The organism is Pseudomonas lactucae, from assembly GCF_036688725.1.
GTDB lineage: Bacteria > Pseudomonadota > Gammaproteobacteria > Pseudomonadales > Pseudomonadaceae > Aquipseudomonas > Aquipseudomonas lactucae.
The window spans coordinates 1-24,275 of sequence record NZ_JAQQPT010000013.1; the positions used below are offsets into that span (position 1 = coordinate 1).

29 protein-coding genes and 2 pseudogenes are annotated in these 24,275 nt (G+C 59.5%); 19 read left to right on the top strand and 12 right to left on the bottom strand.

Annotation, left to right across the window (positions count from 1 at the left end; all coding sequences use genetic code 11):
• The 8 genes from V6M90_RS16085 to V6M90_RS16120 all read left to right on the top strand — a co-directional run.
• Positions 1 to 825 (top strand): Gfo/Idh/MocA family oxidoreductase (locus tag V6M90_RS16085; protein WP_332846765.1); only part of this gene is annotated, 825 nt, incomplete at its 5' end.
• A 158-nt stretch (positions 826 to 983) separates the two neighbouring features.
• Positions 984 to 2,012: a Gfo/Idh/MocA family protein gene (locus V6M90_RS16090; RefSeq protein ID WP_078732889.1), complete on the top strand. Its 1,029-nt coding sequence runs from the start codon at positions 984 to 986 to the stop codon at positions 2,010 to 2,012.
• A gap of 128 nt (positions 2,013 to 2,140) precedes the next feature.
• Positions 2,141 to 2,317 carry a hypothetical protein gene (locus tag V6M90_RS16095; RefSeq protein ID WP_176156632.1) on the top strand — a complete coding sequence of 59 codons (177 nt, stop codon included), beginning with the start codon at positions 2,141 to 2,143 and terminating at the stop codon, positions 2,315 to 2,317.
• 64 nt (positions 2,318 to 2,381) lie between these two features.
• Positions 2,382 to 3,311: a sugar ABC transporter substrate-binding protein gene (locus V6M90_RS16100; RefSeq protein ID WP_003173539.1), complete on the top strand. Its 930-nt coding sequence runs from the start codon at positions 2,382 to 2,384 to the stop codon at positions 3,309 to 3,311.
• A gap of 79 nt (positions 3,312 to 3,390) precedes the next feature.
• Positions 3,391 to 4,944, top strand: coding sequence for a sugar ABC transporter ATP-binding protein (locus V6M90_RS16105; protein ID WP_003173540.1), 1,554 nt, complete (start codon positions 3,391 to 3,393; stop codon positions 4,942 to 4,944).
• A gap of 58 nt (positions 4,945 to 5,002) precedes the next feature.
• A complete protein-coding gene (locus tag V6M90_RS16110) occupies positions 5,003 to 6,025 on the top strand; it encodes an ABC transporter permease (RefSeq protein ID WP_003173541.1) in 1,023 nt (340 codons plus the stop codon).
• 325 nt (positions 6,026 to 6,350) lie between these two features.
• Positions 6,351 to 6,755 carry a TraR/DksA family transcriptional regulator gene (locus tag V6M90_RS16115; protein WP_003191666.1) on the top strand — a complete coding sequence of 135 codons (405 nt, stop codon included), beginning with the start codon at positions 6,351 to 6,353 and terminating at the stop codon, positions 6,753 to 6,755.
• A 550-nt stretch (positions 6,756 to 7,305) separates the two neighbouring features.
• The gene (locus V6M90_RS16120; protein WP_370694851.1) at positions 7,306 to 8,565 is read left to right on the top strand and encodes a methyl-accepting chemotaxis protein; all 1,260 of its coding nucleotides are present in this window, start codon (positions 7,306 to 7,308) and stop codon (positions 8,563 to 8,565) included.
• Here the strand turns inward: V6M90_RS16120 and V6M90_RS16125 are convergent.
• Positions 8,531 to 8,773 carry a DUF2789 domain-containing protein gene (locus V6M90_RS16125; RefSeq protein WP_332846766.1) on the bottom strand — a complete coding sequence of 81 codons (243 nt, stop codon included), beginning with the start codon at positions 8,771 to 8,773 and terminating at the stop codon, positions 8,531 to 8,533. The genes V6M90_RS16120 and V6M90_RS16125 overlap by 35 nt on opposite strands.
• 71 nt (positions 8,774 to 8,844) lie before the next feature.
• Complete coding sequence (locus V6M90_RS16130) at positions 8,845 to 9,075, bottom strand: hypothetical protein (RefSeq protein ID WP_332846767.1); 231 nt, start codon at positions 9,073 to 9,075, stop codon at positions 8,845 to 8,847.
• A gap of 743 nt (positions 9,076 to 9,818) precedes the next feature.
• On the opposite strand from V6M90_RS16130, the gene V6M90_RS16140 reads away from it, so the two are divergent.
• From V6M90_RS16140 to V6M90_RS16150, 3 genes are all read left to right on the top strand, one after another.
• Positions 9,819 to 10,268, top strand: a complete 450-nt coding sequence (locus V6M90_RS16140) for a hypothetical protein (protein ID WP_042944565.1) — start codon at positions 9,819 to 9,821, stop codon at positions 10,266 to 10,268.
• Positions 10,269 to 10,400: 132 nt separating this feature from the next.
• A complete protein-coding gene (locus V6M90_RS16145) occupies positions 10,401 to 11,417 on the top strand; it encodes an ABC transporter substrate-binding protein (protein WP_141064450.1) in 1,017 nt (338 codons plus the stop codon).
• Positions 11,418 to 11,639: 222 nt separating this feature from the next.
• Complete coding sequence (locus V6M90_RS16150; RefSeq protein WP_003173547.1) at positions 11,640 to 12,077, top strand: DUF3995 domain-containing protein; 438 nt, start codon at positions 11,640 to 11,642, stop codon at positions 12,075 to 12,077.
• 7 nt (positions 12,078 to 12,084) lie between these two features.
• Here the strand turns inward: V6M90_RS16150 and V6M90_RS16155 are convergent, their stop codons facing one another.
• The 4 genes and pseudogenes from V6M90_RS16155 to V6M90_RS16170 all read right to left on the bottom strand — a co-directional run bounded on the left by V6M90_RS16155 (position 12,085) and on the right by V6M90_RS16170 (position 13,894).
• Positions 12,085 to 12,468 carry a hypothetical protein gene (locus V6M90_RS16155; RefSeq protein WP_332846768.1) on the bottom strand — a complete coding sequence of 128 codons (384 nt, stop codon included), beginning with the start codon at positions 12,466 to 12,468 and terminating at the stop codon, positions 12,085 to 12,087.
• Positions 12,469 to 12,760: 292 nt separating this feature from the next.
• Positions 12,761 to 13,270 carry a hypothetical protein gene (locus V6M90_RS16160; protein WP_332846769.1) on the bottom strand — a complete coding sequence of 170 codons (510 nt, stop codon included), beginning with the start codon at positions 13,268 to 13,270 and terminating at the stop codon, positions 12,761 to 12,763.
• 98 nt (positions 13,271 to 13,368) lie between these two features.
• Positions 13,369 to 13,582 (bottom strand): annotated as a pseudogene (locus V6M90_RS16165) (RHS repeat-associated core domain-containing protein); the annotation flags it as partial.
• A gap of 168 nt (positions 13,583 to 13,750) precedes the next feature.
• Positions 13,751 to 13,894: a hypothetical protein gene (locus V6M90_RS16170; protein ID WP_332846770.1), complete on the bottom strand. Its 144-nt coding sequence runs from the start codon at positions 13,892 to 13,894 to the stop codon at positions 13,751 to 13,753.
• A 319-nt stretch (positions 13,895 to 14,213) separates the two neighbouring features.
• Here V6M90_RS16170 and V6M90_RS16175 point away from each other — a divergent pair, with 319 nt between their 5' ends.
• The gene (locus tag V6M90_RS16175; protein WP_026136677.1) at positions 14,214 to 14,543 is read left to right on the top strand and encodes a hypothetical protein; all 330 of its coding nucleotides are present in this window, start codon (positions 14,214 to 14,216) and stop codon (positions 14,541 to 14,543) included.
• A gap of 306 nt (positions 14,544 to 14,849) precedes the next feature.
• Here the strand turns inward: V6M90_RS16175 and V6M90_RS16180 are convergent, their stop codons facing one another.
• Positions 14,850 to 14,996, bottom strand: a complete 147-nt coding sequence (locus V6M90_RS16180) for a hypothetical protein (protein WP_003173551.1) — start codon at positions 14,994 to 14,996, stop codon at positions 14,850 to 14,852.
• A gap of 221 nt (positions 14,997 to 15,217) precedes the next feature.
• On the opposite strand from V6M90_RS16180, the gene V6M90_RS16185 reads away from it, so the two are divergent.
• From V6M90_RS16185 to V6M90_RS16200, 4 genes are read left to right on the top strand one after another with little or no spacing between them, the layout of a single operon-like run.
• Positions 15,218 to 15,529: a YXWGXW repeat-containing protein gene (locus V6M90_RS16185; protein ID WP_042944575.1), complete on the top strand. Its 312-nt coding sequence runs from the start codon at positions 15,218 to 15,220 to the stop codon at positions 15,527 to 15,529.
• A gap of 18 nt (positions 15,530 to 15,547) precedes the next feature.
• Positions 15,548 to 16,126: an RNA polymerase sigma factor gene (locus V6M90_RS16190; RefSeq protein ID WP_003173553.1), complete on the top strand. Its 579-nt coding sequence runs from the start codon at positions 15,548 to 15,550 to the stop codon at positions 16,124 to 16,126.
• On the top strand, positions 16,123 to 16,551 hold the full coding sequence (locus V6M90_RS16195; protein WP_003173554.1) for a hypothetical protein: 429 nt from the start codon (positions 16,123 to 16,125) through the stop codon (positions 16,549 to 16,551). Before V6M90_RS16190 ends, V6M90_RS16195 begins: the two co-directional genes overlap by 4 nt.
• Complete coding sequence (locus V6M90_RS16200; RefSeq protein WP_078732908.1) at positions 16,548 to 17,018, top strand: periplasmic heavy metal sensor; 471 nt, start codon at positions 16,548 to 16,550, stop codon at positions 17,016 to 17,018. The genes V6M90_RS16195 and V6M90_RS16200 overlap by 4 nt, the downstream gene beginning before the upstream one ends.
• 58 nt (positions 17,019 to 17,076) lie before the next feature.
• On the opposite strand, the gene V6M90_RS16205 is transcribed toward V6M90_RS16200, so the two are convergent.
• On the bottom strand, positions 17,077 to 17,439 hold the full coding sequence (locus V6M90_RS16205) for an NUDIX hydrolase (protein ID WP_003173556.1): 363 nt from the start codon (positions 17,437 to 17,439) through the stop codon (positions 17,077 to 17,079).
• A 127-nt stretch (positions 17,440 to 17,566) separates the two neighbouring features.
• Here V6M90_RS16205 and V6M90_RS16210 point away from each other — a divergent pair, with 127 nt between their 5' ends.
• On the top strand, positions 17,567 to 18,547 hold the full coding sequence (locus V6M90_RS16210) for a Gfo/Idh/MocA family protein (protein ID WP_003173557.1): 981 nt from the start codon (positions 17,567 to 17,569) through the stop codon (positions 18,545 to 18,547).
• Between the two features lie 32 nt (positions 18,548 to 18,579).
• On the opposite strand, the gene V6M90_RS16215 is transcribed toward V6M90_RS16210, so the two are convergent.
• Positions 18,580 to 19,017: an Rrf2 family transcriptional regulator gene (locus V6M90_RS16215; RefSeq protein WP_003173558.1), complete on the bottom strand. Its 438-nt coding sequence runs from the start codon at positions 19,015 to 19,017 to the stop codon at positions 18,580 to 18,582.
• A 145-nt stretch (positions 19,018 to 19,162) separates the two neighbouring features.
• On the opposite strand from V6M90_RS16215, the pseudogene V6M90_RS16220 reads away from it, so the two are divergent.
• Positions 19,163 to 20,052: pseudogene (locus tag V6M90_RS16220) on the top strand (NAD(P)/FAD-dependent oxidoreductase).
• Between the two features lie 74 nt (positions 20,053 to 20,126).
• Positions 20,127 to 20,714 (top strand): LysE family translocator, encoded by a 588-nt coding sequence (locus V6M90_RS16225; RefSeq protein WP_042944578.1) that lies wholly within the window; start codon positions 20,127 to 20,129, stop codon positions 20,712 to 20,714.
• Here V6M90_RS16225 and V6M90_RS16230 read toward each other — a convergent pair.
• From V6M90_RS16230 to V6M90_RS16240, 3 genes are all read right to left on the bottom strand, one after another.
• Positions 20,656 to 21,531: an AraC family transcriptional regulator gene (locus tag V6M90_RS16230; protein WP_003173560.1), complete on the bottom strand. Its 876-nt coding sequence runs from the start codon at positions 21,529 to 21,531 to the stop codon at positions 20,656 to 20,658. The genes V6M90_RS16225 and V6M90_RS16230 overlap by 59 nt on opposite strands.
• 120 nt (positions 21,532 to 21,651) lie before the next feature.
• Positions 21,652 to 23,253 carry an ABC transporter ATP-binding protein gene (locus tag V6M90_RS16235; protein WP_078824379.1) on the bottom strand — a complete coding sequence of 534 codons (1,602 nt, stop codon included), beginning with the start codon at positions 23,251 to 23,253 and terminating at the stop codon, positions 21,652 to 21,654.
• A gap of 1 nt (position 23,254) precedes the next feature.
• Entirely contained in the window at positions 23,255 to 24,274 is a 1,020-nt protein-coding gene (locus tag V6M90_RS16240) for an ABC transporter permease (protein WP_003173563.1), read from the bottom strand.
• Position 24,275 lies beyond the last annotated feature (1 nt).

The following is a 24,275-nucleotide window of genomic DNA, read 5'->3' on the forward strand; positions in this document are numbered from 1 at the left end:
AACTCGCCGCAGGTGCAAGCCATCCTGGTGACCTCCTGGGGCCCGAGCCACGAAGAGTTCGTGCTCGCCGCCATCGCCGCCGGCAAACCGGTGTTCTGTGAAAAACCCCTGGCCGTGACTGCCGAAGGCTGCCGCCGCATCGTCGAAGCCGAAGTGGCTTATGGCAAGCGCCTGGTGCAAGTGGGCTTCATGCGCCCATACGACGAAGGCTATCGCGCCCTCAAGGCGGTGATCGACAGTGGCCAGATCGGCGAGCCATTGATGCTGCACTGCGCGCACCGCAACCCGACGGTGGGCGAGAACTACAAGACCGACATGGCGATCACCGACACCCTGATCCACGAGCTGGACGTGCTGCGCTGGTTGCTCAATGACGACTACGTGTCGGTGCAGGTAGTGTTCCCGCGCAAGACCAGCAAGGCCCTGGCTCATCTGCGCGACCCGCAGATCGTGCTGCTGGAAACCGCCAAGGGCACGCGCATCGACGTGGAAGTGTTTGTGAACTGCCAGTATGGCTACGACATCCAGTGCGAAGTGGTGGGGGAGACCGGTATCGCCAAACTGCCGGAGCCTTCGCAGGTGCAACTGCGCAGCGGCGCGAAGTTGTCGAATGCGATTCTGATGGACTGGAAGGATCGGTTTATCGGCGCCTATGACGTGGAGCTGCAGGCGTTCATCGACAGCGTGCGGGCCGGCCAGGTCGGTGGGCCGTCGGCATGGGATGGGTTTGCGGCGGCGGTGGCGGCGGATGCGTGTATTGAAGCGCAGGGCAGTGAGCAGATCGTCAAGGTCAGCCTGCCGGATCGCCCGCACTTCTACGGCTGATCGCAAATCCACAGGTGGAATGCAGTCGGTGTGGGGAGGGGGCTTGCATCCCGATGGCGGTGGGTCAGATAAAGTTTTTTTGACTGACACACTGGCATCGGGGGGCAAGCCCTCTCCCACATTTGACTCGGTTTCCACTTCTAAGAAGGAGTGAGTTCATGCGAATCGGACTAGTCGGCTACGGCCATGGAGGGCGCTTCTTTCATGCGCCGCTGATTGCCACATTGCCGGGCGCGACGTTTGTCGGGGTCGTCACACGATCACCCGAACGTCGCCAGCAACTGGCAACCGATCATCCGGGTCTCCAGGCTTTTGACAGCATCGGCCAGATCGTCGAAGCCGGGGTCGACGCCCTGGTCATCTCCACCACCCTCAAGGGTCGCCCGGCGCTGGTGCTGGAAGCCATCGAACATGGCCTGGCGGTGGTCAGCGACAAACCGTTCGCCGCCAACGCCGAACAGGCCCAGGCGCTGATCACCGCCGCCGAGCGCTATGAAGTATTGCTGAGCGTCTATCAGAACCGGCGCTGGGATTCGGATTACCTGACCCTGCGCAAGCTGATCGACGCGGGCGCACTGGGCGTTGTCACCCGCTTCGAATCCCGTGTGGAACGCTACAGCCCGCAAGCCGTGGGCAATGCCAGCGGGGGCGGCTGGTTGCGCGACCTGGGCAGCCACTTGGTGGACCAGGCGCTGCAGTTGTTCGGCCCGGTGGACCGGGTGTTTGCGCAATTGCATTACACGGCCGAACATCCCAGCGTCGACCATGGTTTTTTCGTGTCGCTGACCCACGCCAACGGAGTGATCTCTCATCTCTGGGGCAATGCCCTGCAAAACAGCCAGGCGCCACGGTTTCGTGTCAGTGGCAGCGCTGGTTGTTACACGGTGGAGGGACTCGACGGCCAGGAGGAAGCGCTGCTGGCCGGTAAGTCGCCGAAGACCGAAGGCGATCATTGGGGCGCCGAGGAACACCGCCGCTGGGGCTGGTTCGAGCAAGGTTCGGAGCGCGAACGGGTGCCGTCGGAAAAAGGCTGCTGGATGCAGTTCTATCAGCAGTTGCAGGCCGCCGTGCAGGGGCAGGGCGCATTGCCGGTCAGTGCCTATGACGCGCTGGAAACCACGCGGATATTGGACGCCGCACGCCTTAGCGCCGAGCGTCAGCAGGTGGTTTCAACAAAAATAGAATAAAATTCTAAAACAAGTTGATATGGAAATTATTTTCCAATAAAGTCTTTTCCAGGTTGCATAAAGTACGTCTCGGGCTCGATCCGGACGACTCAACAAAAACAAGATCAAAAACAACCAGGTACCGTCAGATGAAAATCTTCAACGCTGTACTGCGAGTTTTACGCCCCGCCCACACGCCCCGCGATCTGCCCCGCGCCCGGCCGTTCTACTTCTCCTTCCTTAATGTGCTGTGCGTCGAAAACCAGGGCGCGCTGGTCTGCTGCATTCCCGGCGCACCGCTCGTCCGACTGCCTGCTGAGCTCTGATAAACGCAGCCTCTGATAAACGCAACGTCCAAAAAACCAACAAGAAAGTGGAGACAGACCGTTCATGAAGACCCCGATCCGTTTTACCGCGCTGGCCCTGTCCATGTTCCTGGCCAGCGGCGTTGCCTCGGCGGCCGACCTCAAGATAGGCGTGAGCATGTCCGCCTTCGATGACACCTTCCTCACCTACCTGCGCGAGGATATGGACAGGCAAGCCAAGTCCTACCCCAAGGGTGACGGCGTGCAGCTGCAGTTCGAAGACGCCCGCGCCGATGTGGTCAAGCAATTGAGCCAGGTCGAGAACTTTATCAGCCAGAAAGTCGACGCCATCATCGTCAACCCGGTGGACACTGCGTCGACCGCGAACATCATCAAGGCAGCCACCGCGGCGAAAATCCCGTTGGTGTTCGTCAACCGTCGCCCTGACCAGAAAGACTTGCCCAAGGACGTTGTCGCTGTAGTCTCCGATGACGTTGAGGCCGGCAAGCTGCAGATGCAGTACATCGCCGAAAAACTCGGCGGCAAGGGCAAGATCGTGATCCTGCTGGGTGACTTGGCGAACAACTCCACCACCAACCGCACCAAAGGCGTCAAGGAAGTCCTGGCCAAATACCCCGACATCAAGATCGAGCAGGAGCAGACCGGTATCTGGCTGCGCGACAGGGGCATGACCTTGGTCAACGACTGGCTGACCCAGGGCCGCGACTTCAACGCAGTGTTGGCCAACAACGATGAGATGGCGATCGGCGCGGCCATGGCGCTGAAATCGGCCGGTAAGAAAGACGTACTGATCGCCGGTGTCGATGGTACGCCGGACGGCTTGAACGCGATCACCAAGGGCGATATGACGGTGTCGGCTTTCCAGGATGCCAAGGGCCAGGCGGACAAGTCGGTCGACGCCGCGCGCAAGATGGCCAGGAACGAACCGGTCGAGCAGAACGTGGTGATCCCGTTCCAACTGATCACGCCGGACAACGTCAAAGATTTCAAATAGTCCCGGCATAAATAGCCCCGACATAACAACAATAAGCGGCAGGGCGGTCGTGCCCGCCCTGCCGATGGAGTACCTCTCTATGCTCGCTCAAGCCGCTGTTTCACCGCCTCCCGGTAGCCAGCCGTTGCCGCTGGACGAACCCTACCTGTTGGAAATCGTCAACATCAGCAAAGGCTTTCCGGGCGTCGTGGCCCTGGCCGACGTGCAACTGCGCGTGCGCCCCGGCACCGTGCTGGCACTGATGGGCGAGAACGGTGCGGGCAAGTCGACCTTGATGAAAATCATCGCCGGCATCTACCAGCCCGACGCCGGCGAAATACGCCTGCGTGGCAAGCCCATCGTGTTTGAAACGCCGCTGGCGGCGCAAAAGGCCGGGATCGCGATGATCCATCAGGAGCTCAACCTGATGCCGCACATGAGCATCGCCGAGAATATCTGGATCGGCCGCGAGCAGCTCAACAGCCTGCACATGGTCAACCACCGTGAAATGCACCGCTGCACCGCCGAGTTGCTGGCGCGCCTGCGCATCAACCTCGACCCGGAAGAACAGGTTGGCAACCTGAGCATCGCCGAGCGGCAGATGGTCGAGATTGCCAAGGCGGTGTCCTACGACTCCGACATCCTGATCATGGATGAACCCACGTCGGCGATTACCGAGAAGGAAGTCGCCCACCTGTTTTCGATCATTGCCGACCTCAAGTCCCAGGGCAAAGGCATTGTCTACATCACCCACAAAATGAACGAAGTGTTCGCCATCGCCGATGAAGTGGCGGTGTTCCGTGACGGTCACTACATCGGCCTGCAACGCGCCGACAGCATGAACAGTGACAGCCTGATCTCGATGATGGTGGGCCGTGAGCTGAGCCAGCTGTTTCCGGTGCGCGAGACGCCGATTGGCGAGCTGTTGCTGTCGGTGCGCGACCTGCGCCTGGACGGGGTGTTCAAAGACGTGTCGTTCGACCTGCACGCCGGCGAGATCCTCGGTATCGCCGGGTTGATGGGCTCGGGCCGCACCAACGTGGCGGAAACCATTTTTGGCATCACCCCAAGCGACGGCGGGCAGATCATCCTGGATGGCGAGGCGGTGCGCATCAGCGACCCGCACATGGCCATCGAGAAAGGTTTCGCGCTATTGACCGAGGACCGCAAGCTCAGCGGCCTGTTCCCGTGCCTGTCGGTGCTGGAAAACATGGAAATGGCCGTACTGCCGCACTATTCGGGCAATGGTTTCATCCAGCAGAAAGCCCTGCGCGCACTGTGTGAAGACATGTGCAAGAAGCTGCGAGTGAAAACGCCGTCCCTGGAGCAGTGCATCGACACCTTGTCCGGCGGGAACCAGCAGAAAGCCTTGCTGGCCCGCTGGTTGATGACCAACCCACGCTTGTTGATCCTGGACGAGCCCACTCGCGGCATCGATGTGGGCGCCAAGGCCGAGATCTATCGCTTGATCTCCTTCCTCGCCAGCGAAGGCATGGCGGTGATCATGATTTCCTCGGAGCTGCCTGAAGTGCTGGGCATGAGCGACCGAGTGATGGTGATGCACGAAGGCGAACTGATGGGCACCCTGGACCGTGCGGATGCGACCCAGGAAAAAGTCATGCAACTGGCCTCCGGTATGACCGCGGTCCACTGACGAACAGCCGCGCGGGCCTGCGGTTGGTCCGTGCCACAGAATAAGAAGGTGATTGGCTATGAACGCAATAACAGACAACAAGCCTGCCACGGCACCGGTCAAGCACCGGCGGCGACTGCCGACCGAACTGAGCATCTTCCTGGTGCTGATCGGCATCGGCCTGGTGTTTGAGGTGTTCGGCTGGATCGTGCGGGACCAGAGCTTCTTGATGAACTCCCAGCGCCTGGTGCTGATGATCCTGCAAGTGTCGATCATCGGCCTGCTGGCGATTGGCGTGACCCAGGTGATCATTACCACCGGTATCGACTTGTCGTCCGGCTCGGTACTGGCGCTGTCGGCGATGATTGCTGCGAGTCTGGCGCAGACGTCCGATTTTTCCCGGGCGGTATTCCCCAGCCTGACGGACTTGCCTGTGTGGATTCCGGTGGCCATGGGCCTGGGTGTGGGACTGCTGGCGGGGGCGATCAATGGCAGTATCATTGCCGTCACCGGTATTCCGCCCTTTATTGCCACCTTAGGCATGATGGTCTCGGCCCGTGGCCTGGCGCGTTATTACACCGAAGGCCAGCCGGTGAGCATGCTTTCGGATTCGTACACCGCCATCGGCCATGGTGCGATGCCGGTGATCATCTTCCTGGTAGTGGCGGTGATCTTCCATATCGCCCTGCGCTACACCAAGTATGGCAAGTACACCTATGCCATCGGCGGCAATATGCAGGCCGCGCGCACGTCGGGGATCAACGTCAAGCGCCACCTGATCATCGTCTACAGCATCGCGGGTCTTCTGGCCGGCCTGGCCGGTGTGGTGGCCTCGGCACGCGCTGCGACCGGCCAGGCCGGCATGGGCATGTCGTACGAGCTGGATGCGATTGCGGCGGCGGTGATCGGCGGCACCAGCCTGGCAGGCGGGGTAGGGCGCATCACCGGCACCGTGATCGGTGCGTTGATCCTGGGCGTGATGGCCAGCGGGTTTACCTTTGTCGGGGTGGATGCGTATATCCAGGACATCATCAAGGGTTTGATCATTGTGGTGGCGGTGGTGATCGACCAATACCGCAACAAGCGCAAGCTCAAGCGCTGAACCTCAAACTGCAAGCTGCAAGTCCGATTAGCTCTACAGCTTGTCGCTTGCAGCTTGCGGCTTATAGCTGCTCTACGAACTTTCCTGCTATAAACGCACTCCGATAGCCATTCGCCAAGCCCGTCCTGGTGCCTTTGGGGGTTATATCGGAAAAAATGCCTGTCTTTTCAGTTGCTGCGCCCTCAAGTCGGCCTTAGACTGCCGCCCCTCGTAAATTGAGTGCCGGGTGGCGCTTGGAATGGATGGCGCCCTTCCGAGACCTGCAGAGGTCGGCCGGAACGCTCCCTTATTCGCCTTAATGCACGTATTTTTTATAGAGAAATCAATGACAAAGGAAAAGTTGCTGGCCATGCCGGCGGATGACTACATGAATGCCGAACAGCACGCTTTTTTCGAGAAGTTGCTGCAAGACATGAAAGTGGAACACCACGAGCGCATTGAACAGAACCGTATCGCCATTGAAAGCCTGGACACCCCGGCTGACCCGGCTGACGCCGCTTCCGTGGAAGAAGAGCGCACCTGGCTGGTAAACGCTATCGATCGCGACCAGCGCATGCTGCCGCAGCTTGAGCGCGCCCTGGAGCGCATCAAGGAAGATTCCTTTGGCTGGTGTGATGACAGCGGCGAGCCTATCGGCCTCAAGCGCCTGCTGATCAGCCCTACCACCAAGTACTGCATCGAGGCGCAAGAGCGCCACGAGCAGATCGACAAGCACCAGCGCCAAGCCTGATGCGCTGAAGCCGGGGGATTGCCATGCGATCCCCCGCAGAGGCACGCGTTACACCCTGCGTCTATTATTGATCTGCCGCACGCTACCCCACTAAAGGCCCATAGATAATGGCCTGATAGTGGCGTTTAATGCAGAGACAATAATCACAAACAGCGGAGTAACGACGATGGCTGGAGACGCAACGCTGATGGGCGCAGCCGTGCCGCCGCGAACGGTGACGCGCGCAATGTCTGGCTGGTGGGTGCCACTCTTGCAAAGCATCGCCCTGGTGCTGGTACTTCTGGGCCTGGCATTCGCCAACCTGCCGCTCTACCTCTGCCTGCCACTGGCTGTGCTGGTCATCTGGCTGCCTCGCCTGAAAACGTCCAGGCCGGTGATAGCCGAGTCGGTGGCGAGCGATGCGATTGGCGAGCTGACCCGCGACCTGTCCTATACCACCAGCCATAATGCGCTCTCTGCCGCTGGCGTGGCCTATTCGGTCAAGCAACTGGCCGCCCGTGTGCAGTCGCAATTGGGCGCGGCCAAGCAGATTGTCAGCAGCGCCGAGGTGATGATCAGCACCGAGCAAGTCACTTCGCAGTTGAGCCGCCAGGCCCTGGGCGCCGCCAGCCAGGCCAATCAGCGCAGCACCGAAGGCCGTGAAGTGTTGGCCCAATCCATCATACGCATGCACCAGCTCAGCCAGCGCGCGAATGCCAGCCGTGAGCTGATCGAGGCCTTGAGCCTGCGCAGTGAAGAAATCCAGCGCGTGACCCTGGTTATCCAGTCCATTGCCAGCCAGACCAATCTGCTGGCGCTTAACGCGGCGATCGAGGCGGCGCGCGCCGGTGAGCATGGACGAGGGTTCGCGGTGGTCGCCGACGAGGTGCGCGGGTTGGCCGGTCGTACGGCCACGGCCACCGATGAAGTCGGCGTGATGGTGGCGGATATCCAGCAACGCACGGCTCAGGTGGTAGAGCAGATTCGCCAGCTGTCGGCGGACTTGCACACCGGCGTCGAACAAGTGGAGCACGCCGGCGAGCAGTTGCACAGCATCGCCAGCCTGGCGGCGGATGTGGAAGGGCAGGTCAACGAGATCGCCCAGGGCACCGATACCAACCGCGCCCAACTCGACAGCCTGTTCCATGCGGTGGAACAGATGCGCAGCGACCTGGACGTGAGCGACCAGCAAACCCGGCAGTTGGCCGACGCCGCGGTGCAAATGGAAGGCCAGGCCGAAACCATCAGCGAACGCCTGGCGCAGGTTGGGCTGGATGACTATCACCAACGGGTCTACGACCTGGCGCGCGAGGGCGCGCAGCGTATTGCCGTACAGTTCGAAACCGATGTGCAGCACAACCGCATCAGCCTGGATGACTTGTTCGACCGCAGCTACACGCCGATTCCCAATACCAGCCCGAGTAAATACCACACGCGCTTTGACGGTTACACCGACCAGGTGTTGCCGGCGATCCAGGAGGCGCTGCTACCGCGTCACGAGGGCCTGGTGTTTGCCATTGCCTGTACGCCGCAAGGGTACGTGCCGACGCACAACCAGGCGTTCTCCCAAGCGCTGACCGGCGATGCCCAGGTCGATGCCGTACAGAACCGTACCAAACGCAAGTTCGACGACCGTACAGGGATTCGCTGCGGCAGCCATCAACAAGCGGTTTTGTTACAAACCTACACCCGCGATACGGGCGAGTTGATGCACGATTTGTCGGTGCCGATCATGGTAAATGGCCGGCACTGGGGCGGTTTGCGCCTCGGGTACAAGCCGCAAGCCGCCAAGGGCGTCAGGCCTGAGCAGGCTCGTGCAGCAGGGCGTTGAGGTCGTCGACCGCCGGCGCCCATTCTGCATCAACATGCAATTGCTCCCTGAGGAAACTCGCCTGCTGTTCACTCCAGAATGGCGCGTCGCTCAGCTTTATATCGTCGGGTAGACGGTGCTCTGCGGTGAAGCGTTCGATCCCTTCCTGGCTCGAATCCAGGCCCAGTTGATCGAAGAGGGTTTCCAGTGTTGGGGTCGTGGTGTCCATCGGTTTCTCCATGCGGGCGGCTCATCGTTATGCATGGGAGGCTTCTGGCACGCGGGAGTTCGATCGGATTCTCAGGAGGTCAGCGCGCCCGCGTCCACGGCGGTCTTGAGGGCAAGGGCGGATTCTCTTCCGGCGATAGCGGCGGTGTCCAGGGTCTTGAACCAACGGTCTTTTTCCACCTGGTGCGTCGTGACAGTTGTCAGCGGTGGCTTGGCGCGCATTACGATCACCGCTTGAAACTCTCCGTCTACTTCCCTTGCGTCGCCATGGATGAAAAATTCGCCAATATCAAATTCCGTCACGTATCGCCTTCCCTTCGAGGTAACCAACTGCACTGATGAAACCTGACCCGCACGGGGCAAACTTCAATGGACGGGCCAGTATGGCAGTTGTTGACGGGTGGCGGCGCAGTTAACTTATCCAGGTGACGAAACGATCCCGTCGTGCAGGGAGGCTTCCAGTCGCTTGGCCAATTCGCAGGCTTGGCTATGGTCGCTGCGAAAGCCTCTGATTCTCCCGCTGGTCACTTCACGGATGTGAAAAAAATTCCTGCCGGCAGGTACAACTTGGTAAAGAATGGCAGGGGAGTACCCGTCGGGACTGTGCAAGCAGTAGTATTGGGCGTGTTGCATGGTCAGCTCCTGTTGATCGATCCTGTTGACCGCCAGCAGCGTTACAGGTGGTTTTAACCCGTGTTGCTGTTTTAGTATGGTCGTCGGCGGCCGGCATCTGGTTCCACACCAAGGTGTTTTCGTTTGTACGGGCTGTCGGAAACTGCGTTTTTAATGGGGTTATTCTCTGAAGCGGGTCGACCGGTATTCTCTGGTTAGTGAACCTGTGATTTCCTGTGACGCCTGATGACCCGGTACGCGGCCTATCCTGAATGCCGGTGCCGGCTGCAGTGCGCAACAGCGCAATCTTCTTCGGTTTTTTCAATGTGTGTTGCGTAAGCGTGCCGCGATGGCCGTTTTTTTGTGCTGCCCGCTCCGGCGGACGGCGCTTTTTTAGAAGTGGGGGCGTTTCCTTGGCAGTCAGTAATCTGGATATGCACGCATTGTTCGTGCTGGGTGATTTGCGCGCAAAGTTGGTCAAGCAGTTTCAGTCCCGTTTCGTTTACATCACTGAGCAGACGCCGGAAGGCATCTACATCGCTGAAATCGATACCGAAGCGGCGATGGTGGTGGATGACAAACCGCGCTTGGAACTCAAGGTGGGCGATCATTTTCGCGCGGCCGTGTTGCCCAGTCGCGAAGGTGGCAAGTTCGAACTCAAGTTTCGCGAGATCAAGTTGACGGTGTACGGCTTGGGCGACTATGCCTTCGTTTCTTCTGCCGAAGGCCAGGGCATCGTGTTCAAGGAAGGCCACAGTGTGATGCTGGTGTTTGCCGCCAACGAACAGTTGCAGGAAGGCCTGACCAAGACGCTCAAGGCTGTGACCGGCAAGGCCGCCAAGTGGCGCAAGGGCGAGCTGGTAACGTTCAAGGCCAGCGAATAAGCAACCCATACCCAGAACATCCGTTATCTCCCGGAACCTCTACTACAGTTGAGTTGACTTAACTATTCAGAGGCTTCGCATTGTCGGCAAAGCCGTCCGTTGTTTGCTGCGATACTGCGAGGTGCCTGGGACATGAAAGGATTGAAAACGCTGTTGGCTGCGTCTTTGACGGCTTTGAGTCTGTCAATCGCCTCACTGCCGGTTTCAGCGGCGCAAGCGCCGGTGCATTTTGCCGACTTGAACTGGGAAAGCGGCAGCCTGATCACTGAAATACTGCGGGTGATTGTCGAGAAAGGCTACGACCTGCCCACCGACACCTTGCCCGGCACCACCATCACCCTGGAAACCGCCCTGGCCAAGAACGACATCCAGGTGATCGGCGAAGAATGGGCCGGCCGCAGCCCGGTATGGGTCAAGGCCGAGGCCGAAGGCAAGGTGGTGGGGTTGGGCGATACGGTCAAAGGCGCAACCGAAGGCTGGTGGGTGCCGGAGTACGTGGTCAAGGGCGATGCCGCCAAAGGCATCAAGCCGCTGGCGCCGGACCTTGCGAGCGTGAAAGACCTGGCGCGTTACAAGGATGTGTTCAAGGACCCTGAATCCCCGGGCAAAGGGCGCTTTCTCAACAGCCCCATCGGCTGGACCTCGGAAGTGGTCAACAAACAGAAACTCAAGGCGTATGGCCTGGAGGACAGCTACGTGAACTTCCGCAGCGGTTCGGGGGCGGCGCTGGATGCCGAAATCGCCTCGTCGATCCGTCGCGGCAAGCCGGTGTTGTTTTACTATTGGTCGCCAACGCCCTTGATGGGACGCTACAAGTTGATCCAACTGCAAGAGCCACCCTTTGATGCCGAAGCCTGGAAAACCCTGACGGATGCGGATAATCCTGATCCCAAGCCGACAAGGTCGTTGGCGTCCAAGTTGAGTATCGGCGTGTCCACGCCGTTCCAGAAAGAACACCCGCAGATCGCGGCATTCTTTGAAAAGGTCGAGTTTCCGATCGAACCGTTGAACAAAGCCCTGGCGACCATGAGCGAGAACCATACCCCGGCTCGAGAGGTGGCCCAGGCGTTCATGAAAGAGCATCCCGAGGTGTGGAAAGCGTGGTTAACCGAGGATGTGGCAGTGAAGGTTGAAGCGAGTCTGAAGTAACCTCAGGCTTACTCTCAGGTCGAATTGTGGGAGCAGTGGCGCGACGATTCGATTTGCGCTCGAACGCATTGCTACGGATTACCTTTAGCGTGAGCAATCTCCCACAGGTGGTTCGCATTTTCAGGCTAGGAACTGCGGGTGATACACCGTGTGCCGACGAAATGCCTGCAAAAAATCCCCTGGCGACTATCCTATTTCGGACTTTTCCAGGGAGAGCCTGCCATGAGCTTTGTCATCGCACGATGGATCGTCGGCATTTTTACCGGCATCAGCATGGTCCACCTGTACTGGGCCGCCGGCGGCAAACTCGGCAGCCTCGCCGCCATCCCCCAACTACCCGGTGAGTTCGCCAGCGGGCCACGCCCGGCGTTCAAACCTTCGGCTCTGGGCACTTTTTTAGTGGCGATGGGGCTGGTGACGATAGCGCTGCTGGTGTGCCTGCGTGCCGGGCTGTACTTCCCGCCGGTGTCCCATCGGGCATTGCAGTGGGGGATCAGCGCGATTGCCGTGGTGATGTTTGCCAGGGCAATTGGGGATTCGGAGTTGGTGGGTTTCTTCAAAAAGGTCGGCGGCTCGCGGTTTGCGCGGCTGGATACGTGGTTTTATTCGCCTTTGTGCCTGGTGTTGGGGGCGGGGTTGTTGGTGGTGGCGTGGAGTTGAGCTGCGTTTAGATAGCTGTAGGGTAGAGCCGAATTTTTGTTGTGCTGACTTCGACAAAGCCGGATTTGTTGGGTAACGGCTTATCAAGTTCAATGAGGATTATTGAGTTGCCGAGGCGTAGCGCTTTGAACTCATCGTCTGTGCTCTCAATGAGCTCGGCTATTATTCGAGTGACACTGTCTAGTGTGGAAATAGAAGGCGTTCTGTCTGATGAAAGCATGATGTTTGTTTGCCAGGAAAAAACTTCATCCATATCCAGTTCGACATCCAGGTCCTCTCCGATGTTCGGAGCCAAACCGTCCCATTGAGCTATTCCATCGCCAAGTAATGAATGAAACGTTACGTGTAATGCGTTCTGGTGTTCATGTATATGGGTTATTTGTATTTTCATAGGCGGGCTGGTGTGGCGTATGGTCTCGGCAAAGACCGGCAGTAGATCCAGAAGTTAGTGTGTTCTTGGTGGCGGTACGGGAACGCTCTATATGACTCAAGCCGCATTCTCAAGTGCGAAGTGAATATGGGTCAAGTTTTCATTCTGATAAAAGTTTTGCGAAATCCAATTGGCCTTCAAATGAAATGCATGCAATCCATGTCAATGATTTGGAAGTTATATAGGTGTGTTGCGGTATTTCTGAGAAAATCCTGAGTGTTTTTTCTAGGTGTTCTGTATTCGTGCAGTAAGCCTAGTCACAGAACGAGTCACTCAAAATAATTATCGTGTCGTCGGCTACTTTTTGGATTTCATTGGACAGTCGTGAAAATGCCAAATCTTGAAGTTCGTGTCCGAAGTTAATGGATTTTTTTAATTTTGTCCAAGAAATTTTGCTTCCTGAAGATGGTATCTTTTCATTGATTTCTCTGACTATGGATGTGTGATCGCTTGGATGTAGAGTAGTAAACTGAATGCCGTGGAATCTAAGCTCCGTAGTTAGTTTTTCATCGAAATAGCTCATTTTTTTTGCGAACCTTTTAGTCGGTTGAAATACGGTTTTCGGGCTGGCATCAAAGATATAGTGTGGTCCTTTTTTCTTTGCGCACCGTACATTTATATGGGCGCCACTTCTATCATGTTCAATGCGGTATCCGGTTTTACCATCAGCGGTCTGCATCCCAACTGGTTCCCCTTTGCGTGGGCCGAATCTTCCCGGTGTTGGCTTTTCTGCACGAAAGTTATTTTCAAGCAGCCAATCCAATGCTTTATTTACTGCCTGTTCATATGTTGACGACGAATAGAGTCGCTAGTTTCTGGTGCTTTTTGCTCATGCTTTTTCGCTAGCGCTTTGTCTGGTTGTCCGGGGCACCTCCCAGATACGCAAGTTAATCCCAGCGGATCTATACATCCCGTAGGATTGGGCGCGTATTGGTATGTATTAATCCCACCCGCCAGCTTCACCGGGTCCGGCGTCAGGTAACGACCAATATCCGGAACGTAGTAGCGATGGCGGTTGTAGTGCAGTCCACTTTCCGGGTCGAAGTATTGGCGCTTGGAAGCGCAGCGGGTTGTCGGCTTTTTATCTGGCCGGGCGGCAGTGCATCCAGCCACAGCATTGCCGTGCGCGCCAGCAGGAACAACGCCGCCTCGTCACTGGTCAGCAACATCGCCTGTTCCATGACCTTGGCGCATCGGTGGCGATTTGCGCCAACTTGGCTGTCTGATCGCCGAGCTGTTCGACTTACTTCAGCGGGTTTTCAAGGATCGCCTGCACCAGCTTGATGCTGTCCCACACGTCCATGATCGCGGCCCAACTGCCCGTCAGGCTCTGATGAAAGCCATTCAACTCATGTTCGATAGAGGCAATGTGGGCGGCGTGGGTCATCCGTGACGTCTCGGCAGGGGGCAAGGCGTCGGAGTCTGCCGCAGCAAAAAGCGGCTGGATGAACGGTTGGGAAAATCAGAATGGGCTGACCAGAGTCAGAGAAAAAGCGCGCAAACCCAGTTCAAAGGGCTACGCAAAAAAGCGACTCAACTGATTGCAGCAAGACGTGAAAGAGCAATTCTGGATAGCGCCGGCCCCAGTGTGAGCCAGTTCGCTCGCCACCGGTTCAGCTATGCTGATAAGGCAATTTAATGGCCCCTTTGTAACAAAAACCTCGCCAGAATCGCGTTTATTTTCAGGTGGTTAGGTAGGGATGCAAATGCGCACTGTTGGAATCATGCTGATCGCCTGTTCTCTGGCCGGTGGCGCGGCGGCCGTGCAGGCACGGGAGCTGCGCGAGGGTGACAAGTACATGTGCAGTTGGGGCGCTGGCACCGCCGCCAGGGCGCAGGAACTCAAGTTGTCGGGGGTGTCGCTGTACGCCGCGCGGCAGAAGATCCAGACCATCAAGTTCAACAAATCGTGGATGCGCATGATGGCGATGGGCATCACCGAGCAGACCTATGACAGTCGCTCACGCCTTAAACCCGAGGCGATTCGCCAGAGCTTCTATCAGGACTGCGTGCGCTACAAAGTGGCGCGTAAATAATCCTTGGCACTTATTTCAATAACCCTTTTTTATAAAAGGAATTAGCCATGGAAGTCGCACCAAAAAGTGGCACTTTTATTCATTGCCACCTTAAAAAACATGTGGTTATTGAAGGGCTTACGACACTATCAATCCGACGAAAGGATTAAAATAATCTTGTTACACGTTTTTACAGTCGTTACTATAGCCGGGCGTTCACCTCCCACGGTTTATGCATTTTTAAATCCCAAGTTTCCATCAGCTACTTGGGATTTTTTTTGCCTGCGATTTGGCCTCGACTTCAAATGTTACTGTGGATACACGCCATCAAACGTGGGCCGTGGCGGCGGGCGAGAGGGTGTCGGTTGCGCCGTAATAGCGCCAGCAGCAATGCCGATGCTCGGGCACGATTACGCAGCCACTGAGGCTGACAATCAACAGGGCGGCGACCAGCATGGATATGCGACGGGACATGATGTTTCCTCATGGTGTGTGCGGCGTTAAACCTTGAACGCCGCCACACGCGCAAATCCGTCGCGATCCTTTCAAACATTTCATCAAGTCTCGCCAAACCCCGCGCGATACTGCCCTTCGACCCGAGTCTGAAAAAATCGGCGCGACTCGCGACGGATTTTTCGACACCCGCCGTTCAACCCATCAGCAGCGTGTATTCGCACGCCGATGAAGGAGTTGCCATGAGCCCACTGGCCAAATTGCGCTGTGCCTTGTTTGCCCCGTTGGCGTTTGCCGCGTTCGTCAGCACGCCGGCCTTTGCCCAGACCGAAGTCATCATCCGTGAGGCACCGCCGCCGCAGCGCGTGGAGATGGTTCCGGTCGAGCGGCCAGGCTACGCCTGGGACCGCGGGCACTGGCGTTGGGAAGGACGCGGCTACGCGTGGGTGCCGGGTCACTGGCAGCCAGTGATGCGTAATGCGCGCTGGGAACCCGGCCATTGGGAAGCCCACGGCCCCAATTGGTACTGGCGTGAAGGGCACTGGATCCGCTGATTTTCTGGAATCGCCCGATTGAAAGACACTGATCCGGACGTTGAATTGCTGGCGCGTATCGGCAATAACGAACCTGCCGCCGTCAACGAAATGGTGAGGCGCAAGCTTCCGCGTTTGCTGGCGCTCGCCAGCCGCTTGTTGGGCGATGCCGACGAGGCCAGGGATGTCGCTCAGGAGAGCTTTTTGCGTATCTGGCGTCACGCCGCCCGTTGGCGCAGTGGCGAAGCGCGGTTCGATACCTGGTTGCACCGCGTGGCGCTCAACTTGTGTCATGACCGCTTGCGTCGGCGCAAGGAACGCCCTTTGGATGAGTACGACCTGCTTGAGCTGGCGGACAGTGCGCCGTCCGCCGATGAGCAACTCGACACCGCCCAGCGCAATGCACGCGTGGCCGCCGCGTTGGCGGCGTTGCCCGAGCGTCAGCGCGAAGCCATTGTGTTGCAGTACTACCAGGAGCTGTCGAACATCGACGCCGCGGCCCTGATGAACATCAGCGTCGAAGCGCTGGAGAGCCTGCTGTCGCGGGCCCGGCGCCAGTTGCGCAGCCAACTTGCCGACACACCCGGGCTTGCCCGCCCAGGAAGGGGAAAACCATGACTTCTGAACGATTTGCTTATCTGGCCGATGCCTACGGCGCTGACCTGCGGCGTTGGCCTGCCGCAGAACAGCGCTCGGCTCAAGCGCTGTTGGACGCGGGTAACGTGCAGGCGCGCAATGCGTTGGCCGCGGCCGGTTGGCTTGATACGCAACTGGACAGCCATCAAATATTCACCGACCCGGCGCTGGTTCGGCAGATACGTCAGTCAGCACCCAGACCGGCATCTTTCTGGTCGCGCTACGCCAATTGGCTGTCGCCCGCGGGGCTGGTGGGCGTGGGCGTTGCCGGTATCGTCACGGGCATGCTGGTGGCGTCCATGAGCGTGCCGCTGCCGATGGTGTCGTCCGAGGTGTTGCCCAGCGTCTTCGATCAAGGCGACGCGCAGGTCATCTTCAGCGTCAACGCCGAGGAAACCGAGCAATGACCCCCAGATCCCTAAAACCGTGGTTGCTTGTTTCGGTACTGCTCAACGTGTTTTTGATCGGCGGGGTAGGCGGTGGGCTTTATCACTGGATGGCCCGGGCCACACCGGCTGAAGCCATGGTCAACCAGCACGGCCTGCGCCAGGCCATGGTCAAGTTGTCGCCGGAACGGCGCAAGGAGTTACGTCAACTGCTGCGCCACAATCGCGCCGACAGCCAGCCACTGGTGTTGGCTGGCCGCGAGGCACGCATGGGGGTGATCAAGCAACTGCAAGCGCCCACGCTGGATCGCGATGTACTGGTGGCCGAACTGGCCAAGGCGCGGGAAGCCGACACGGCGCTCAGGGCGCTGGTGGACACGACGTTGGCGCAGTTTGCCAGTGAGTTACCACGAGATGAGCGGCAAAAGCTGGTGGAGGCCTTGTATTTACGGGGTGCGGAACGTGCTCATCGCGTTGGCGATGAATAAGCCGTGACGAACGGCAGAAAACGAAGGGGCGAAACCAGAGGGACGGGCGAGGGCAGAGCTAAAGGCGCCGTAGAAAAGACCTGACGATATGCCGGGTGGCGTCGGTGGTGTCCAATTGGTCCAGGGCCTCATAGGCGTACCACTGGCAATCGACGATCTCATTGCAAGGGCGCGCCTCGTCGATATTCACGACCGACGCTTCGAATACATGGTGCAGCGTGTCGCGCGCCTTGAGTTCCTGCAGATAGAGCAACCCGTCCACGTTCAACCCGGTTTCTTCTTCCAGCTCGCGTTCGGCGGCGCCCACCGGGCGTTCGTCGCGTTCGACCTTGCCGCCCGGCAAAGCCCATTTTGACCGGGCCTTGCGCACGAAAAGGATGTGCCCCTCGTGTTCGCAAATGACCGTTGCTCTGATTTTCATCGTTTGTGCTCCCGCAGCGGGATGAATGTCACAAAAGTGTAATGCAATTGTCATGCTAAGTGGTTATGGCGCGTGGCCGTGGGTACGTGGATACTGCCCGACTGATGAAAAAGCACGAGGACAAAGGATGAACACCATACGCTGGGGCATGATCGGCTGTGGCAGTGTCACTGAGTTGAAGAGTGGACCCGCTTTCTATAAAGCGCCAGGTTCGGCGCTGGTGGCGGTGATGGGGCGTCGCGAGGCGGCGGTGCGCGATTATGCGACACGGCATGGCATCGCGCGTTTCTACACCGACGCCCAGGCGTTGATCAACGACCCCGAAGTGGACGCGGTGTACATCGCCACACCACCCGACAGTCACCTGGAATACAGCCTGATGGTGGCGGCGGCGGGCAAACATTGCTGTGTCGAGAAGCCCATGGCGTTGAATGCCGAGCAGAGTGCGTTGATGCAGCGCACCTTTGAGCGCGCCGGGTTACACCTGTTTGTTTCCTACTACCGGCGTTCGTTGCCGCGCTTCCAACAGGTGCGCGATTGGCTGAGGGACGGGCGCATCGGCGAGTTGCGTCACCTTACCTGGGCCTTCTGCAAGCCGCCGGGTGCCGAGGACGCCAGCGCGGCCAACTGGCGCACCGACCCGCTGGTCGCCGGCGGTGGCTACTTTGCCGACCTGGCCAGCCATGGCTTTGACCTGTTCCAGTACCTGGCCGGGGATATCATCGAAGTCTCAGGTTTCACTGCGCACCAGGCCGGGCGTTATGCGGCTGAAGACGCAGTGACGGCGTGCTGGACCTTCAGTTCGGGGGCCTTGGGCATGGGCTGCTGGAACTTTGTCGCGGACCGGCGCGAGGACAAGGTCGAGCTGATCGGCAGCACGGGTCGCATAACGTTTGCAGTCTTCGAAGACCAGCCCCTGCGCCTTGAAGGCGAGGTCAGCGAAGTGCTGGAAGTGCCGTGTCACGCGCATATCCAGTGGCACCACGTGGTGGCGATGAACGCACATATTCGTGGCGAATCCGAGCATCCTTCGTTGGCGATCGAGGCGTTGAAGACCGACCGGATCCTGGACAAGGTGCTGCAACGTAACCCTAATCATCCTGGGTAGTCCTGTCGGATTGGGCAGTTGCCCGCGCAGCGTCAAGGCAGCATCGCGACACGGTAGCGCTCGTCAAAATTTTCGGCCAATTGCGCCAGGGTCACCTTGCCCAGGCGCTTCAACAGCAGCGCCTGGGCCTGTTCGAAAGCGTCCGTGAGCGCGGCATTCACGGCTTGCTCCACCAGGCATTGCGGATGGTCGGTGGACAGGCCGATGGCAAATATCGATGGCGTCCCCAGGGCGTTGTGAATGTCCAGCAAGGTAATTTCACTCAGGGGCTTACCCAGGCTCCAGCCGCCCTGATGGCCTTTTTCCGACCGTACGTAGCCTTTTTCCTTGAGCAGCCCGAGCGTGCGCCGCACCACCACCGGGTTGGTGCCGAGCATCTGGGCGATGGTCTCCGAGGTGGCGCGCTCCTCATGGCGGCCCATGTGGATCAGCACATGCAGCATGCGCGAAAGGCGGGTGTCGTTTCTCATCTATAAACCTCGTGTTTAAGCTCACGAAAAGTATCGTTTGTAATCTGAAAAGTTACGAGATACTTGACGCGATATTTTTATGTAACTTATGGTGTGTCGTGAAAGCGTGCGGATGACCGGACGCGCCTGATACGGGACCATTTTTATGCGACATGACGTGATTATCGTGGGTGGCAGCTACGCCGGCCTGTCTGCGGGCCTGCAACTGGCGCGAGCGCGGCGCACGGTGCTGGTGATTGATTCGGGGCTGCGACGCAACCGGTTTGCCACTACCTCCCACGGCTTTCTCGGCCAGGATGGGCAGCCGCCGCAGGTGATTGCCGCCGAAGGGCGCAGCCAGTTGATGGAATATCCGACGGTCACCTGGGTGCAGGACAGCGTGGTCCAGGCGAGCCAACAGCCGGGCGGGTTCAGTGTGCGTACCCAGTGCAACGGCGAATTCCAGGCCACCTGCCTGATCCTTGCCACGGGTGTGGTCGACGAACTACCCGCCATCCCGGGCTTGCAAGAGCGTTGGGGCCAGCGCGTGTTCCATTGCCCTTACTGCCACGGTTATGAGTTGGACCTGGGCCGCATCGGTGTACTGGCCACCTCATCCCTGGCGATGCATCACGCGTTGATGCTTCCGGATTGGGCCCTACCACCTTGTTCACCAACGGCATGTTCACCCCGGATGCCGGCCAACAAGCACAGTTGGACCGGCGTGGGGTCCGCGTGGAACGCACGGGTGTACGCAGCATCAGTGGCGAGCGTGCGGACCTGGAGCTGATCGACGGCCGGGTCATTGCGCTGGATGGCATTTTCACCGTGCCGCGCACCCGGATCAGCCCATTGGCAGGGCAACTGGGTTGTGAGCTGATCGACGGTCCCACCGGGCCGTACCTGCATACCACTGAAACCCGCCAGACCTCAGTGCCCGGCGTGTTCGCCTGTGGGGACACCTCGCTGGCCGGTGGTTCCGTGGCGCTGGCCGTAGCCGAGGGGGTGCGCGCCGGGGTGGGTGCGCACTTTGCGTTGATCAACGGCCCAGGGTGATTTTGTTCAATACCCCATTGGCCGGGCCTTATACCGTGGTGCCTCTATATGCATTCTCATAAAAGGTAACCGCAATGAGCTTGATCCTTTCCATGGCCGCCTTCGCCCTGGCCACCTCCATTACCCCGGGACCGGTCAATGTGGTGGCATTGAGTTCTGGGGCGCGCTTCGGTTTTGTCGCCAGCCAGAAGCATGTGTTCGGCGCGGCGGTTGGCTTCACGGCGTTGCTGGTGCTGATCGGCCTGGGGTTGCATGAGGTGCTGCTGCGGTGGCCGGTACTGACCCAGTTGATCCAATGGGGCGGGGTGGCTTTTTTGCTGTACATGGCCTGGAAACTGGCGACGGATGACGGCCGGCTGGACGCCGAGGGCAGCGCCAGCGCGCCGTCGATGCTCTACGGGGCGATCATGCAGTGGCTCAACCCCAAGGCATGGCTGGCGTGTGTGGCGGGGATGGGCTTGTTTGTGGCCGATGGCGATGCCCGGCAGGTGTGGCTGTTTGCGAGCCTCTACCTGGTGATCTGCTACCTGTCGGTGGCGTGCTGGGCCTATGCCGGCACCTTTTTGCGCCGCTACTTGGGCAACCCCCAGGGCGTGCGCGTGTTCAACCGCTCAATGGCCGCGTTGCTGGTGGCCAGTGTGGGTTATTTGCTGATGGCTTGAGCCGGTCGCGGTACTGCCCTGGCGTGGCGGCAAAATGCAGTTTGAACGCCCGCTGGAAATGCGCCTGGTCGGCAAAGCCGGCGGCGAGGGCGACGTCGGCGATCAACTCGCCATTGCGCAATTGCGTGCGGGCGAACTGGATACGCTGGTTGACCAGAAAGGCATGGGGCGTGAGCCCGTAATACTGCTTGAACGCGCGGATCAGATAGGACGGCGACAGCTCGGCCGCCAGGCAGATGTCTTCCAGTTTCAGCGCCTGGGTGCAGTGTTCGCGGATGTAGTCCGCCGCCCGTTCCAGCTTGTGGTTGACCTCGCGCACAGGGGTGTTGACGGGGTTGAGGCGTTGCTGGACGTCACTGAAATAACTCACCAGCGCGCTTTGTTTTTGCAGCAGTTCGGCGTGTTCGTCGAGCAGCAATCGGTACAACGCCAGCAGGCCGCTGTACAGCACCGTATCGCGGGTGTACGGCGTATTGAACGGGCGATAACCCTGATCGGTGCGCAAGCCCAACTGGTGCTGCAAGTCGGTCAGCCAGTGCGTGTCGAGGTAGAGCATGTGGTAGGACCACGGCTCGTTTTCGATGGGATTGCAGGCGTGCACATCGCCAGGGTTCATCAATACCACGGTGCCGGCGCTGATCTGGAAGGTCTTGTCGCCGTAGTGGTAATAACTGCGCCCGGCCGTGATCGCACCGAGGGAAAAGTGCTCATGGGCGTGCCGAGTGTAAGTGACCTTGCGCCCGTCGGCGATGGTCCGCGCTTCGATAAAGGGCAACGCGGGGTCTCGCCAGAAAAGCGGTGCGGTAGCGGCGGTCATGGGCGGGCGCTCCCAGGCGGTGATTGAATACGTCGGGGAGCAGCCTTATACAAAACCGGCGATTGTTCAAGTTTCAGCGCGGTGTGCTACGCCGCGTAGGCGATTTAGCGGGGCCATGCATCAGGCCGGGACGAGGAACGCCGCCTCCAACAATTGCCGCGTATACGCATGCTGCGGGTCAGCAAAAATCGCCCGCGCATCACCTTGTTCCACGACCTGCCCATGCTTGACCACCATCAACTGGTGACTTAACGCCTTCACCACCGCCAGGTCATGGCTGATAAACAGGTACGTCAGGTTGTACTTGGCCTGCAGGCTGCGCAGCAGCTCCACCACTTGGCGTTGGACCGTGCGGTCCAGCGCCGAGGTGGGTTCGTCCAGCAGGATCAGGCGCGGCTTGACGACCAGGGCACGGGCGATGGCGATGCGCTGGCGCTGGCCGCCGGAAAACTCGTGGGGGTAGCGGTGTCGCGACTGCGGGTCGAGGCCGACTTCCTTGAGCGCTGCAATAATCGCCGCTTCCTGCTCGGCGGGCGTGCCCATCTTATGGATGCGCAAGCCTTCGCCGACGATCTCGCTGACGCACATGCGTGGGCTCAAACTGCCGAACGGGTCCTGGAACACCACCTGCATTTCCCGGCGCAGAGGGCGCACCTGCTGCTGGGTCAGCTTGTCCAGTTGCTGGCCTTCGAAGCGAATGCCGCCCTGGCTGCCGATCAGACGCAGAATCGCCAGGCCCAGGGTGGATTTGCCCGAGCCGCTTTCGCCAACGATGCCCAGGGTTTGCCCCTGGGGCAGGCTGAAGTTGATGCCATCCACCGCCTTGACGTAATCGACGGTGTGGCGCAAAAAGCCCTTCTTGATCGGGAACCACACCTTAAGGTCCTCGACTTCCAGCAAGGGCGGGCCAACGGTGTTACCGGCCGGCCCACCGCTGGGTTCAGCCCCCAGCAGTTCCTGGGTGTAGGGGTGTTGCGGCGACTGGAACAACGTCTCGCAGTCGGCCTGTTCAACGATGCATCCTTGCTGCATCACGCACACGCGATGGGCGATGCGCCGCACCAGGTTCAGGTCATGACTGATCAGCAGCAACGCCATGCCCAGCCGTGCCTGCAGCTCTTTGAGCAATTCCAGGATCTTCAACTGCACGGTCACGTCGAGGGCGGTGGTCGGTTCGTCGGCGATCAACAGCTCCGGTTCATTGGCCAACGCCATGGCGATCATCACGCGCTGGCGCTGGCCGCCGGACAGTTCGTGGGGCAAGGCCTTGAGGCGCTTGTGCGGTTCGGGGATGCCCACCAGTTCCAGCAACTCCAGGGTACGCCGGGTGGCGACCTTGCCGGTAAGTCCCTTGTGCAGGCCAAGCACTTCGTTGATCTGTTTCTCGATGCAGTGCAGCGGGTTCAGCGAGGTCATCGGCTCCTGAAAGATCATCGCGATGCGGTTGCCACGAATGTGCCGCAGGGGCTTTTCCTTGAGGGTCAGCAGGTCTCGCTCGGCGTAGTTGATGGTGCCGCTGGGGTGGCGCGCCAGCGGGTAGGGCAGCAGGCGCAGGATCGAGTGCGCGGTCACCGACTTGCCCGATCCGCTTTCGCCGACCAGGGCCAGGGTTTCGCCACGCTTGATATCAAAGCTGACGTTATTGACCACGCGGTGGTGATGCTCGCCGGTGACGAACTCGACGCTGAGGTCGCGGATTTCGATCAGATTGTCCTGATTCATCTCATTTCCTCGGGTCGAAGGCATCGCGAGCGGACTCGCCGATAAACACCAGCAAACTCAACATGATCGCCAGCACGGCAAACGCGCTCATGCCCAGCCAGGGCGCCTGCAGGTTGGATTTGCCTTGGGCCACCAGTTCGCCCAGCGACGGTGAACCGGCGGGCAAGCCGAAGCCGAGGAAGTCCAGGGCGGTGAGGGTGCCGATGGCGCCGGTGAGAATGAACGGCATGAAGGTCATGGTCGAGACCATGGCGTTGGGCAGTATATGGCGGAACATGATCGCGCCGTTCCGCATCCCCAGGGCCCTGGCCGCGCGCACGTATTCAAGGTTGCGCCCACGCAGGAACTCGGCGCGCACCACATCCACCAGGCTCATCCACGAGAACAACAGCATGATCCCCAGCAGCCACCAGAAGTTGGGCTGCACAAAACTGGCGAGGATGATCAGCAGGTACAGCACCGGCAGCCCGGACCAGATCTCCAGGAAGCGCTGCCCGGCGAGGTCGACCCACCCGCCATAAAAGCCCTGCAAGGCTCCGGCGATCACGCCGATGATCGAGCTGAGCACGGTCAAGGTCAGGGCAAACAGTACCGACACGCGAAAACCGTAGATCACCCGCGCCAGCACATCGCGGCCCTGGTCATCGGTGCCCAGCAGGTTGACGCTCGAAGGCGGCGCAGGGGCCGGTACTCTCAGGTCGTAGTTGATGCTCTGGTAGCTGAACGGGATCGGCGCCCACAGAGTCCAGGCGTCCTTGGCCTTGAGCAGTTCGCGGATATACGGGCTCTTGTAGTTGGCCTCCAACGGGAATTCGCCGCCAAAGGTGGTTTCCGGGTAGCGCTTGAGCGCCGGGAAATACCAGCCGCCGTCATAGTGCACGGCCAGCGGTTTGTCGTTGGCGATCAGCTCCGCGCCCAGGCTGAGCACGAACAGGATCAGGAACAGCCACAGCGACCACCAGCCGCGCTTGTTGGTCTTGAACCGCTCGAACCGGCGGCGATTGAGGGGGGACAGGTTCATC